Source organism: Modestobacter sp. VKM Ac-2984 (assembly GCF_026967985.1).
GTDB lineage: Bacteria > Actinomycetota > Actinomycetes > Mycobacteriales > Geodermatophilaceae > Modestobacter.
The window spans coordinates 201,036-213,936 of the sequence record NZ_JAPVBJ010000008.1; the positions used below are offsets into that span (position 1 = coordinate 201,036).

At 72.7% G+C, this 12,901-nt stretch carries 13 protein-coding genes; all 13 read right to left on the reverse strand.

Annotated features, from left to right (window positions below):
* Positions 1 to 100: 100 nt before the first annotated feature.
* A complete protein-coding gene (locus O2W16_RS16960; protein ID WP_269159993.1) occupies positions 101 to 337 on the reverse strand; it encodes a hypothetical protein in 237 nt (78 codons plus the stop codon).
* Positions 334 to 3,126, reverse strand: a complete 2,793-nt coding sequence (locus O2W16_RS16965) for a hypothetical protein (protein WP_269159994.1) — start codon at positions 3,124 to 3,126, stop codon at positions 334 to 336. The genes O2W16_RS16960 and O2W16_RS16965 overlap by 4 nt, the downstream gene beginning before the upstream one ends.
* Positions 3,107 to 5,152 (reverse strand): flagellar biosynthesis protein FlhA, encoded by a 2,046-nt coding sequence (gene flhA, locus O2W16_RS16970; protein WP_269159995.1) that lies wholly within the window; start codon positions 5,150 to 5,152, stop codon positions 3,107 to 3,109. The genes O2W16_RS16965 and flhA overlap by 20 nt, the downstream gene beginning before the upstream one ends.
* A gap of 181 nt (positions 5,153 to 5,333) precedes the next feature.
* The gene (locus O2W16_RS16975; RefSeq protein WP_269159996.1) at positions 5,334 to 6,467 is read right to left on the reverse strand and encodes an EscU/YscU/HrcU family type III secretion system export apparatus switch protein; all 1,134 of its coding nucleotides are present in this window, start codon (positions 6,465 to 6,467) and stop codon (positions 5,334 to 5,336) included.
* A gap of 17 nt (positions 6,468 to 6,484) precedes the next feature.
* Positions 6,485 to 7,249 (reverse strand): flagellar biosynthetic protein FliR, encoded by a 765-nt coding sequence (gene fliR / locus O2W16_RS16980; RefSeq protein WP_269159997.1) that lies wholly within the window; start codon positions 7,247 to 7,249, stop codon positions 6,485 to 6,487.
* 7 nt (positions 7,250 to 7,256) lie between these two features.
* Complete coding sequence (gene fliQ / locus O2W16_RS16985) at positions 7,257 to 7,532, reverse strand: flagellar biosynthesis protein FliQ (RefSeq protein WP_036336255.1); 276 nt, start codon at positions 7,530 to 7,532, stop codon at positions 7,257 to 7,259.
* Positions 7,529 to 8,407 carry a flagellar type III secretion system pore protein FliP gene (fliP, locus tag O2W16_RS16990; RefSeq protein ID WP_269159998.1) on the reverse strand — a complete coding sequence of 293 codons (879 nt, stop codon included), beginning with the start codon at positions 8,405 to 8,407 and terminating at the stop codon, positions 7,529 to 7,531. Before fliP ends, fliQ begins: the two co-directional genes overlap by 4 nt.
* Entirely contained in the window at positions 8,407 to 8,838 is a 432-nt protein-coding gene (locus tag O2W16_RS16995) for a FliO/MopB family protein (RefSeq protein WP_269159999.1), read from the reverse strand. The genes fliP and O2W16_RS16995 overlap by 1 nt, the downstream gene beginning before the upstream one ends.
* Positions 8,835 to 9,581: a flagellar motor switch protein FliN gene (fliN, locus tag O2W16_RS17000; RefSeq protein WP_269160000.1), complete on the reverse strand. Its 747-nt coding sequence runs from the start codon at positions 9,579 to 9,581 to the stop codon at positions 8,835 to 8,837. Before fliN ends, O2W16_RS16995 begins: the two co-directional genes overlap by 4 nt.
* Complete coding sequence (locus tag O2W16_RS17005) at positions 9,578 to 10,549, reverse strand: flagellar motor switch protein FliM (RefSeq protein ID WP_269160001.1); 972 nt, start codon at positions 10,547 to 10,549, stop codon at positions 9,578 to 9,580. The genes fliN and O2W16_RS17005 overlap by 4 nt, the downstream gene beginning before the upstream one ends.
* Positions 10,550 to 10,690: 141 nt before the next feature.
* Positions 10,691 to 11,170, reverse strand: coding sequence for a flagellar basal body-associated FliL family protein (locus O2W16_RS17010; protein WP_269160002.1), 480 nt, complete (start codon positions 11,168 to 11,170; stop codon positions 10,691 to 10,693).
* Complete coding sequence (locus O2W16_RS17015) at positions 11,167 to 12,132, reverse strand: OmpA/MotB family protein (RefSeq protein WP_269160003.1); 966 nt, start codon at positions 12,130 to 12,132, stop codon at positions 11,167 to 11,169. Before O2W16_RS17015 ends, O2W16_RS17010 begins: the two co-directional genes overlap by 4 nt.
* Positions 12,129 to 12,899 (reverse strand): motility protein A, encoded by a 771-nt coding sequence (locus O2W16_RS17020; protein ID WP_269160004.1) that lies wholly within the window; start codon positions 12,897 to 12,899, stop codon positions 12,129 to 12,131. The genes O2W16_RS17015 and O2W16_RS17020 overlap by 4 nt, the downstream gene beginning before the upstream one ends.
* Positions 12,900 to 12,901 lie beyond the last annotated feature (2 nt).

Sequence of the window (12,901 nt, forward strand, 5' to 3'; positions counted from 1 at the left end):
TGCTCGGCAGTGCACGCGTTCCGCATGCACTGCACCTGCTGCGGCACGGGCGATCTGCACAGAACGCGGGCAAGGCCACCGCGAACGGCGCAGGTCGGCGTCAGGTGGTGCCGGCGGGCTCGTCCTCGGGGGCCGCAGCGGCTCGGGGCCTGGCCTGCGGGAACGGGGTGCTGGCCCAGCGGAGCAGCCCGACCGCGACCCAGGCCGCGCCGAGGCACCACAGCAGGCGGGTGGTGACGTCGTCGACGGAGAAGTCGCCGCGCAGTCCCAGCAGGAACACCGGGATGGCCAGCACGAAGCCGGTCACCACGACGTCCCCGCGGAACGGGCTGATCACGCCTCCATCTCCTCCAGCCGCTCACACAGCAGCGAGGCCCAGCGGTGCGCGGTGGCCCGGGTGCCGTCGACCATGGCCACGGGCACGTGGACGTGGTCCAGCACGGCGGCCGGGTCGGCGGTCGAGTCGGTGTCCTCGACGACGACGGCGTCCAGGCGGGGCAGGCCGTCCAGCCACGGCACGAGGTCCTCGGGCTTGCGGGTGGCGTCCATGACCGCCCACACCGCCGTCGGCGACCAGACGGAGAGCATGTGCTCCATCCACGGCCCACCGGACGTGCGCAGCGGGGCGTCCACGGCGACGACCGTGACCGCGCCGGTCGTCGCGCTCGTCCGGCGGCGTGCCAGGGCGGTCTCCAGCGAGGTGATCCGGCTGGACTCCGGGGCCAGGCCGGCCAGCGCACCGGAGGCGGCCCACAGCACGGCCTCGGGCTCCAGCCGCAGGGAGGAGGCCAGTGACCGGGCGGCGGCGAACGTCTCGGCCCCGGGGCCGACGAGCATCAGCACGTCGCCGGGCTCCGTCGGTGCCGGCGGAGCCGCGGGCAGGCGCTCGGACAGGGTGCGGGTCAGCGCGGCGTACACCCCGCGGGCGGCCGCATCGCTGGTGAAGTCCGGTCCCAGCAGGGAGTCGGGCAGGCCGAGGGTCAGCAGCCGGAGGACCAGCTCCTCGGGGCCGCTCATCGGGTACGGGGCGAGCGCCGTGGACGACGGCGCGGGGACCAGCCGGGTCACCGTCGCCAGGCGGCCGCCGGGCTCGTCGGCTGCCGGCAGCGCCGGGGCGGCCGGCCGGGGGGCCACGGGGAGAGCCGTCGGGCGGGTCGGCGCCTGCGGACGGCCGGACAGCGCGGGTCGGGTGCTCGCCGGCACCGGCGGGCGCGACCGGCGGACCGGCGGGACACCGGGACGGGAGGCCAGCAGCGGCTGCGAACCACCGAAGTGCTGCGGCGGCATCAGCGACAGTGGCGGCAGGACGGCGGTGGCGTCCAGTGGCAACGGAGCCGGGTCGCTCGCGGTCCGCGCCATCTCCGGGGCCATCGCGGGGGCCATCGCGGGGGACATGACCGGGGAGAGGGCCATCGGGACGGCGAACCGCTCGCGCTGGTCGATCGACGGTGACTCCATGAAGCGGACCTCCTCGGCCGGGGACTCGTCGACGACGACGGCGTCCACGACGAGGCTCTGGGCGGCTGCGAACTGCGCCGCCCGCTGGGCGATCCGGTCGTCACTGGCGTAGCCGGCGTGGGCGTCGGTCCGGTAGGCGCCGGTGTCGTAGGCGTTGGGCTCGGCGACGGTGGTCTGGTAGGCCCACGGCTGCGGGACGTCGCGCACCCGGTCCTCGGCGAGCGCCGGGGCGGGCCACGCGCGCGCAGCCGCGGACTCGATGATCGCCGAGGCAGCCGCGACGGCGGCGTCCCCGTCCTGGTCGGCCGTCGCGGCGGACCGCTCGGCACCCGCCTCGGGGGACCGGTGCCGGCCGCGGCCGGAGCCGTTGGCGGCCAGGACCTCCTCCAGCAGGTCGGCCAGCTCCTCGTCCGCGCTCCGGACGGACTCGACCATCGACAGGGCCGGGGCCGCCGTCTCCAGGCGGGCGGCCTCGATCCGTGCGGCCTCGATCCGTGCGGCCTCGGCGGCCTCGGTCTGGACCCGAGCGGCCTCGATCCGGGCTGCTTCGATGCGGGCGACCTCGGCGGCTGCCTCGATCTCGGCCTGGATGCGGGCAGCCGCGGCGGCTGCCTCGGCCTGGATGCGAGCTGCCTCGGCGGCTGCCTCGATCTCGGCCTGGATGCGGGCCGCCTCGGCGGCTGCCTCGGCTTGGATGCGAGCTGCTTCGACGGCTGCCTCGGCCTGGATGCGGGCCGCCTCTGTCTCGGCCTGGATGCGGGCAGCCTCGGCGGCTGCCTCGGCCTCCGCCTGGAGCCGCGCTGCCTCGATCCGCGCTGCCTCGGCCCGCACTGCCTCGGCCTGCACCCGGGCGGCCTCGGCGGCAGCCGCCTCGATGCGCGCCGTGGCCAGCCGGGCGGCCTCTGCGGCGGCGGCCTCGACCGCAGCCGTCTGGGCAGCCGCTGCTTCGGCCGCGGCCAGCTCCGCAGCGGCCGCCACGGCGGCGTCCTCGACCGCGGCGTCGGCTGCCGCCTGCACGGGAGTGGAGGCGACCATCCGGGTCAGCGCCGCGGCGAAGGGGGAGGGCCCCGACGGCTCGTCGGCGACCGGCGCCGGCGCTGGCGTCGGCACGAGGTCCTCCGCCGAGAGCATCAGGGTGTGCTTGGCGGGGATGAACGGCTTGGCCGCCACCGGGGCGGCCGCAGCCGCGGCTGCCCGCGCCGGCCGCGCCGTGGACCGGGCGCCGGCAGCGGAGCCGGTCGGGGAGGCGGTCGCTCGCCCGGGGGCGGTACGCCCGGCCGGCGCGGCGGCCGCGGTGGCGCCGGCGGGGGTCCGCACCGAGCCGGACCGGCCGTAGAGGTCCACGTCCGGGTCGCCCTGCGCGGCCGCACCCAGCAGGTCGGCGAGCTCCTTCATCCGGTCGTCCATCGACGGCCCGGCCGCGGCGGCCGGCCGCGCGGGTCCGGCCGGGTCCTTCAGCACGGTCGACGAACCGGTGCTCGGCCCGGCGGTCGCGCCGGCCGTGGGCACCTCGACCTCGGCGATGAACCGCTCGTTGGTGAAGAAGCCGAACATGCCGCCGGAGCGGATGCGGCGGACCCCGACCACCCGGGCCGAGGCCCCGAACTCTGCACGCGCGGCCGCGACGGCCTCCTCGCGCGTGGCTGCCTCAACGGATCGCGACGGCACCGCTCACCACTCCCAGTGACTCGATCTGTGCCGTGCGGGACACCTCGTTGTACGAGATGACCGACAGGCGGGGCAGGACCTGACGGATCAGGCGGGACAGGGCGGCTCGGACCTGCGGCGAGCAGACGAGCACGGGGGAGAGGTTCATCCGCTCCGCCTCGTCGAGGAGCTCGGTGCAGCCTCGGACCAGGACGTCGACGGTGTGCCCGTCCAGGGCGAGCACCTGGCCGCCCTCGGTGGGACGCACGGCCTCCAGGAGACGCTGCTCGAACGACGGCTCGAGGGTGATGACGTGCAGTCGCTCCTCCTCGGTCACGTACGGGTGGCTGATCGCCGCGCCGAGGGCGGTCCGGGCCGCCTCGACGAGGCCGTCGAGGTCGGTGGAGACCTTGGCCCGCAGGGAGAGGGCCTCGAAGATCCGCACCAGGTCCCGGATCGACACGCCCTCGTCCAGCAGGGCCTGCAGCACGCGCTGCACCTCGCCGAGGCTGAGCAGCGCCGGGGTGAGCTCGTCGGCGACGGCCGGGTGCGAACGGCGGATCATCTCGACCAGCACCTTGACGTCCTCCCGACCCAGCAGCGCCGAGGCGTTCTGCCGGACGACCTCGGCCAGGTGGGTGGTGATGACCGAGGAGCGGTCGACGACCGTGGCGCCGGCCATCTCGGCCTGCCGCTGCAGCTCGGCGGGCACCCACTTGGCGGCCAGCCCGAAGACCGGCTCGCGGGTCGCCTTGCCGGGCAGCCCGTCGAGGTGGTCACCGATGGCGAGCACCGTGCCGGCCGGGGACGTGCCCTTGGCCGCGGGGACGCCGTTGAGCCAGATGACGTACTGCGAGGCAGGCAGGTCCAGGTTGTCCCGGGTGCGGACCAGCGGGATGACCAAGCCGGTCTCCATGGCGACCTTGCGGCGCAGCGCCTTGACGCGGTCGAGGAGGTCGCCGCCGCGGGCGGTGTCCACCAGTTCGACCAGGTCGAAGGCGACCTCCAGTTCCAGGGGGTCCACCCGCATCCGGTCGGCGATCGCCTCGGGGGAGTCCGGCTGCGGCTCCGCGGCGACGGCGGCCCCGGGGGTGTCCTCCTCGTCGTCCTCCTCGACCTGGTCGGTGAGCCGGGTGGAGATGAAGAGCACCAGGCCACCGATGAGCAGGAACGGCAGCTTGGGCAGGCCGGGGATCAGGCAGAGGGCCAGGGCGGCGAGGCCGGCGATGCGCATCGGCTGCCTGTTGCGGCTGAGCTGGCTGATCAGGTCCGAGCCCATGTCGCCCTGGGAGGCCGAGCGGGTGACGATCAGGCCGGTCGCGGTGGAGATCAGCAGGGCCGGGATCTGGGAGACCAGGCCGTCGCCGACGGACAGCAGCGAGTAGGTGGCGACCGCCTCGCCCGGGGGCATGCCGCGCTGTAGCACGCCGATGGCGAAGCCACCGATCAGATTGATCAGCGTGACGATGATGGCGGCGATGGCGTCGCCCTTGACGAACTTGCTGGCGCCGTCCATCGAGCCGTAGAAGTCGGCCTCGGAGGTGACCTCGCTGCGTCGCTTGCGGGCCTGCTTCTCGTTGATCAGGCCGGCGTTCAGGTCGGCGTCGATGGCCATCTGCTTGCCGGGCATGGCGTCGAGGGTGAAGCGGGCGCCGACCTCGGCGACGCGGCCGGCACCGTTGGTGATGACGACGAACTGGATGATCGTCAGGATCACGAAGATCACCAGGCCGACGATCAGCGAGCCGCCGATCACGAAGTGCCCGAAGGCCTCGATGACCTTGCCGGCGTAGCCGTCGGTGAGCACCAGCCGGGTCGAGGAGACGTTGAGTGCCAGGCGCATCAGCGTCGCGATCAGCACCAGCGACGGGAAGATCGCGAAGTCCAGCGGGCGCCGGATGTTCATCGACACCAGCAGGATCAGCAGCGACCCGACGATGTTCAGCGCCAGCAGCACGTCCAGCACGGGCGCCGGCAGCGGCACGACGAGCATCAGGACGATGGAGACGACCCCGATGGGGACGGCGGCCTTCGTCAGCTTTCCCACGAGACCTCGATCCTGTGCGGTGCCGCTCCGACAGCGGAGGAGTGCGCCGGTGCGCCCTCCACCGCCCTTCTCGGCAGTCCGGGGAGGGCTCCGTACCGCGCCGCCGGTCGCCCGCACCGTGCGTCACAACCGCGCCGCGGACCTCAGTGCGGCGGCGTCCCGATGAGGGCGGGGGCCTCGGTCAGCGGCGCCGGCCGGCGCGCGGGAGGCCCTCGGTGACCGGTGCCTCGAAGCCGGGCCGGTGCACCCCGCCACGCACGCCGCGCGCGGACAGGTGCATGACGAAGGCGAGCACCCGGGCGACGGCGGTGAACAGCTGGGCCGGCACCTCCTGGCCCAGGTCGCAGGAGGCGTGCAGTGCCCGGGCCAGCGGGATGTCCTGGACCATCGGCACCTTGCACTCCTCGGCCCGGGCGCGCAGCCGGGTGGCCATCTCGTCGGCGCCCTTGGCCACCACCCGGGGGGCGCCCTTCAGCGGGTCGTACTTGAGCGCGACGGCGACGTGGGTGGGGTTGACCAGCAGGACGTCGGCGTCGGCGACCTCGGCCATCATCCGGTTGCGGGACATCGACAGCTGGGTGGAGCGGCGCTGGGCCTTCATCTGCGGGTCGCCCTCGGCCTGTTTGTGCTCCTGCTTGATCTCGTAGACGCTCATCTTGAGCTGCTTCATCATCTTGTGCCGCACCACCACGTAGTCCGCGACCGCGATGACCAGGCCGGTGATGCCCACGACGCGGAACATCAGCACCGCGGAGTCGGTGAAGGTGTGCACGACCTCCGACAGCGGCAGCGCGCCGGAGGCGGAGACCAGCTGCATGGCGTTGTCGGACGTCACGCCGATGACGGTCGCCAGCGCGACGGTCTTGATGATCGCCTTGGTCGCCTCCCAGAGGCCCTGGGTGCCGAACATCCGCTTGATCCCCGGGAACGGGTTCAGCTTCTTCAGTGTCGGCTTCATCGCCTTCGTGGCGATCGTGACCCCGCCCTGGGACGCCGAGGCGATGGTGCCGATCACCATCATCGCCAGCGCCATCGGCAGCAGCGCGGTCATGAAGACGGCCAGCGCGGTGCCGAAGAGCGCCTGCATCGTGGCCTGCTCGGGGTCCTTGGCGATCACGCCGACCTGCACGAACAGCTCCTGGATGGAGCTGAAGGCACCGCCCACGAGCATGGGCAGCAGCACGCTCGCCGCGGCCGCGCCCAGCCAGGTGCCCAGTTCCTGGGTGCGCGGGATCTGCCCGTCCTTGCGGGCCTTCTTCAGCTTCTGCGGTGTCGGCTTCTCTGTCTTCTCACCGCCGGGACCGTCCTTGGCCATCAGTCACCTCCTCCGGGTCAGCCGCTGCGCAGCGAGGTCATCGCGTCGAGCGCGGAGTCCAGGAGCCCGTCCAGCGCCGGCGGCAGCAGCGGGAAGGTCAGCCCCAGCAGGGTCAGGGTGATCATGATCTTGAGTGGGAACCCGAAGGCGAAGATGTTCAGCGCCGGCGCGGCCTTGGACAGCAGGGCGAGCGCGACGTCGGCCAGCAGCAGCACCGCCACCAGCGGCCCGGCGATCTGCAGCGCGGCCAGGAACATCATCGAGAAGGCGGTGATCAGGACCGAGCCCAGCTGGTCGGTGGGCAGCGAGCCGCCCACCGGCAGCCCTTCGTAGGAGGTGACGAAACCCCGCACCAGCAGCAGGTGGCCGTTGCTGGTGAACAGCAGGGTGATGGCGAGCAGGTAGTGCAGCCGGCCGATCACCCCCTGCGTGGTCAGCGACATCGGGTCGTAGGCCGGCTGCAGGGAGAACCCGCCGGTCACGTCGATCAGGTCACCGGCCAGCTGGACGGCGCTGAACAGCAGCTGGACGACGAAGCCCAGTGCGGCGCCGATGACCGCCTCGGTGACCGCAGTCCCGATGAGGAAGCCGGCGGTGACCTCCGGGATGGTGCCGGAGATGTGCGGGAACGTGACCAGGGCGATGCAGAGGGCGAGTGCGCCCTTGACCACCCGCGGGATGCCGTTGGAGTTGAACGGCGGGGCGAGGGCGATGAACCCGGCAGCCCGCGTGCTGGCCAGCAGCAGCGCCGCGAGGGTCGCGGAGGGGACCTCGAGGTCCACTGCGGCCTCAGGTCCTGCCGAGCAGCCGCGGCAGCGACTCGAACAGCTGATCGGTGAAGGAGACCAGCTCCGAGAGCACCCAGTTGCCGGTCACCAGCAGCGCGATCGCCACCGCGATCATCTTCGGCACGAAGGACAGCGTCGGTTCCTGGATCTGGGTGGCCGCCTGGAACAGCGAGATCATGAAGCCGACCAGCAGGGCGGTCAGCAGGATCGGGGCGGACACCTTCGCCGCCACGATCATCGTCTGGGTGGCGATCTCGGTGACGTCGGCGTCGCTCATCCGTAGGACCCCACCAGCGCCGTGGTGACCAGCGCCCAGCCGTCGACGATCACGAAGAGCATCAGCTTGAACGGCAGCGACACGATCGTCGGCGGCACCATCATCATGCCCATCGCCATCAGCGCGGCGCTGACCAGCATGTCCAGCACCAGGAACGGGATGAACACGACCAGGCCGATGATGAAGGCGCTCTTCAGCTCCGAGAGCACGAACGCCGGGACGAGGGTCAGCATGCTCACCGACGCCGCGTCCGCCGGCGCCTCCTCACCGGAGAGCCCGACCATCAGCTTGAGCTCGTCGTCCCGGGTGTTGGCCAGCAGGAAGTCCTTCAGCGGCTCGACCCCGGTGTCGTAGGCGGCCGAGGCGTTCATGGTGCCGTCCAGGTAGGGCTGGACGGCGAGCTCGTTGATCTCGCTGAACACCGGGCCCATCACGAAGATGGTCAGGAACAGCGCGATGCCGGTGAGCACCTGGTTCGGCGGTGAGGTGGGCAGGCCCAGTGCGTTGCGGGTCAGCGCCAGCACCACGAGGATCTTGGTGAACGAGGTCACCAGCAGCAGGGCCGACGGCGCGATCGACAGCACGGTGATCGCCAGGATCAGCGTCACCGCGGTGCTCGGGCTGTCCCCGCCGATGGAGATGTCCAGGCCGCCGTCGTCCACGACCGGGGCGACCGGCTCGGACGGCGGGGTGGGCGCGGTGGGGGCGGCCGAGGCCGGGCCGGCCAGCAGGAGCATCAGGACGACCGTGCCCAGCAGCAGCAGCAGCAGCAGCAGCAACGGCAGCGGCCAGGCGGCACGCCGGCGGGAGGGCCCGGGGGCACTGCGCTCCGTCGACGGCGCGCGCACCGGCAGCCGGACGGGGACGGCGGCCATCAGCGGCGCACCGTGCGCTCGCGCAGCTCGTGCACGACCGACGTCCACGTGCCGCGGTCGAGCACCGAGCCGGCCAGGGCGCCGCTGCTCGCGCGGGGCACCGGCACCCGGGCGGCGGGCAGCTCGGTGGTCGCGCCGTTCGCCCCGGTGACCCCGGGATGGGCCTGGGTGGCCAGCGCGGCCTGCAGCTCGTCGTCCTCCATCTCGGCCAGCAGGGTGACCTGCTCCTCGGTCGAGCCCACCACCAGCACCCGGCCGGCGACCCGCAGCACCGAGACGCTGCTGGCCCGGCCCATCCGCTGGCGGGCGACGACCTCGATGACGCCGGTGGCGCCGCCGAGCCCGCGCTTCTTCGCGACCTTGCTGGCGAAGAACAGGACCGCGGCGATGAACGCCAGCGAGAACACCAGGCGGACGATCATCCAGCTCATGCGGGCGGAGCCCCGTACTCGCCGGTCTCGGTCACGATCTCGCTGATCCGCAGGCCGAAGTCCTCGTCGACGACGACGATCTCGCCGCGGGCGATCAGGGTGCCGTTGACCAGCAGGTCGGCCGGGGCGCCCGCGGCGCGGTCGAGCTCGATGACCTCGCCGGGGTGGAGGGAGAGCAGCTCGGACACGGTCATCCGGGTCCGGCCGATCTCGACGGTGACCTCCATGGCCACGTTGCGCAGCAGGTCCAGGCTGCCGCGCCGCTCCCGCGGGCGGGGCAGGGTGACCTGCAGGGCCAGGGTGGCGGCGATCTCGGTCCCGTTGATCAGCGGCACGGCGAGGAAGACGCCCTTGTCCCGCAGCCCGTCCAGCGCCGCGACGACGTCCTCGACCCGCTCGGCGGCGACCCGGACCCGGCCGAGGGCGCCGGCGGCGGCCTCGAGCGCGGGGCGCAGCGCGGTGGCGACGTCCATCGGGCCGACCGGGGAGTTGGTCAGCGCGCTGACGATCTCCTCGGAGAGCACCAGCACGATGTCGCCGCTGACCTCGCCGCCCAGTGCGGCGGTGACGGCCGCGCCGGGGGTCGGGGGGAGCGGGACCGACTCGGGGTCGGACACCGTCTCCCCGGCCCGGAGGATGAGCTCGGCGGGCATGGCGGCTGCTGCGGCCTGGGCAGCGGCAGCGACGGCTGCGGCGATGGTGTCGGAGTCCGACGAACGGTCGGTGCCGAAGGCGGTGGTCATGCGGGGTCCTTTCCGGCGGACGCGGTGTCGGGGACGATCTCGGCCGCCAGGCGGCGCCGGTGGTTGCTGGGGAGGGCGTGGGCGAACGTGACGTCGTTCGTGGTGACCTGCAGCGGGCTGTCCTGCGCGTGGCGCAGCAGCAGCACGTCGCCGACGGCCAGGCTCAGCAAGTCACCGGAGGGCACCTCCAGCGGGTTGAACCGCACGCTCACGTCGACGGGGACGTCGTTGAGCCGCTCGGTGATCGCCTCGAGTGCCCGCTGCCGCTTGTGCTTCGCGGTGTCCGACAGCTGCGGGGACGCCGCGTTGTTCAGCGGGCCGGCGAAGGAGGAGAACGGCAGCACGAGCGTGACCTCGGGCTCCCGGGCGCCGATCCGCATGCTGTAGGTCGCCACCATGACCGTCTCGGAACCGGAGGCGGCCTGGGCGAGCTGCGGGTTGTACTCGACGCTGTTCAGGGCCGGCGTCAGCGCGGTGACCGGGGCGAAGGCCTGGCCGAGCTCGTCGAGCAGCCGGGCCAGCAGGTGGCCGGTGATGGCGCTCTCCATGCCGGTCATCGGCCGGTTGGGCTGGTCGCCGGCGCCGGACCCGCCGAGCATGTGGTCGACCATCGCCATCGCGGTGTCCAGCGGCCAGGCGATCACGCCCTTGCCGGCCAGCGGCTCCAGGGTGAACGTCGCCGTGAAGTACGACGGCGGCAGGGTGGCGATGTAGTCGTCGTAGGAGAACTGCTCGATGCCGATCAGCTCGACCCGGACGCCGGTGCGGAGCAGGGACGTCAGGGTCGTCGTCGCCTGGCGGGCGAAGGACTCCTGGGTGATCTGCAAGATCCGGACGTGCTCGCGGGACAGCTTCGTCGGACGACGGAAGTCGTAGGTGCGCGGTTCCCGGCGCCGGGCGCGCCCCTGCCCCTCAGGGTGCCGGGGGGCGGCGCTCGGGGCGTCGGCCACGGTGTCGGACAGGCTCACGCATGTCCTCATCGGCGGGGAGTGCGGTGACCCTGACCGCCGGACACCAGCCGGCGCCGATGTGCTCGGCGCCGGCTGGTGCAGGTGTGCCCCGGTGGGGGCGATGGGGGAGGAGCGTCCCGCGTGGGACGCCCTCCGGCGTCACTGGGTGACGTACTCCGTGTACCAGAGCTCGTAGACGTCGCCGTGGTAGGCCTCGACGACCGCTGCCTCGAAGGCGGCCTTCATCGCCTCCCGGTTGCTCGTCACGTCGGACAGGGCAGCCCCGGAGAACTGGGAGATGGCGATGTCGAGGGCCTTGGAGCCGTCCGGGGTGGCACCGCCGCCATGCCCGCCGCCGCCGGCGTGCTCGTCGTAGGCGAGGGAGAACTGCAGCGTGAAGCCGAGCTTCAGGTAGCTCCCGCCGGCCAGGTTGATGGCCACCGGTTCCACCGCCAGCACGACGCTGCCGGCCTCCGGCGCGGGCTCCGCCTCGGCCTCGCCGCTGCCGCTGAAGACGAAGAAGTACGCGGCTGCGCCGAGCGCCAGCACGGCGACCAGCCCCATGATCAGCAGCTTCTTCTTGCCGCCGCCCTTGGTGCCGTCGGAGTCCTCGGGCTCTTCCTTCTTCTTCTTGCTCATTCCTGGCTCCCCTCGGAGGTCGTGCCGTCGGCCTGGGTGGCCTGCGTGGCCTGGGTGGCTGCCTCGATGCCGGGCAGCAGTGCGTTGGCCTCCGGGGAGGCGGTGGACTGGAGGACGACGTCGACCCGCCGGTTCACGGTCACGTAGCTGGGGTCGGTGTCCGGCACGAGCGGCCGGGTGTCGCTGTAGCCCACTGCCGACATCCGGTTCTGCCCGACGCCGTTGGCGTCCACCAGGTGCCGCAGCACGGTGGTGGCCCGGACGGCGGACAGCTCCCAGTTCGACGGCCACGGGCCGCCGCGGGTGACCGGGAGGGAGTTGGCGTGGCCCTCGACCCGGACCAGGTTGGGCAGGTCGTCGATCGCCGGCCCCATGGCGTTCAGCACGGTGACGCCCTGCGGCATGAGGGCCGCGGACTCCGGCGCGAAGAGCACCGGGTCGGAGACGACGCGCACGACCAGGCCCCGCTCGTCGATGACGAACTGGGCGGCCCCGGACTGGCCGGCGGCAGCCAGCGCCGCGGCGATCGCCGCTCGCGCGGCCGCGAGCTGGTCGTAGGCCGACTGCGCCTCGGCGGCGACGGCCCGGGCCTTCGCCTCGGCGGCGGCCACCGCCGCCGCCTGTTCCGCCTCGGTCTGGGCGGTGCCGTCGATGGCCGCCTCCTGGGCGACCTGGACGGGCAGGAGCGGGCTGTCGTTCTCGGTCGGTGCGTCGATGGCGGCGCCGTCGTTGAGGATGGTGATCGGGGCGCCGCCGCCCTCCCGCGCGCCGGCGGCGAAGGCGGTGAACTTGGCGACGTCGATCGAGCTCATCGCGTAGAGCACCACGAAGAGCACGAACAGCAGCGTCATCATGTCGAAGCCGGACACCAGCCACCGTTCGTGGTTCTCGTGCTCCTCGTGCTCCTCGTGCTTCTTGCGGCGGCCCCCACCGTGGCCGCCGTGCCCGCCGCCCTTGCTCATGCCGCCTCGCGCTGCTGCTCACTGGGCGGCACCAGGGAGCTCAGCTTGGCCCGCACGGTCCGCGGGCTGGTGCCGGCCTGGATCTCCGCGATGCCCTCGACGAGCAGCTCCATCTGCGCGGCCTGCAGCGCGCTGACCCTCAGGATCTTCGCGCCCATCGGCAGGAACCAGAAGTTGGCCGCCATGACGCCCCACAGCGTGGCGATGAACGCCGCGGAGACCATCGGGCCCAGCGCCTCGGGGTTGCTGAGGCTGCCCATCACGTTCATGAGGCCGACGATGCAGCCGAGGATGCCGATGGTCGGCGCGTAGCCGCCCATGTTGTTCATGAACTTGGCGGCGACCTTGTCCTCGGTCTTCTTGGCCGAGATCTCGCCCTCCAGGATGCTGCGCAGGTCCTCGGGGTCGGTGCCGTCGATGCTCATCTGCAGCCCGCGCTTCAGGAACGGGTCGTCGATGTCCTTGACCTGCGCCTCCAGCGCGAGCAGCCCCTCCTTGCGGGCCTTCTCGGCCAGGCTGACCAGGGTCTGGATCTGCTCGGTGGCCGGCGGCACCTTGGCCGGCAGCACGGCCATCTTGAACCAGGTGGGCATCTTCTTCAGGTCGTCCATCGTCTGGCTGGCCATGGCCGCGCCGAAGGTCGCGACGACGACCAGGACGATCGCCGGGAGGAAGATCAGCGACGTCGGGTCGGCGCCCTCCAGGATCATGAAGACGACCAGGGCGATGATGGAGACGACGAACCCGATCAGGGTGGCGGGGTCCATGG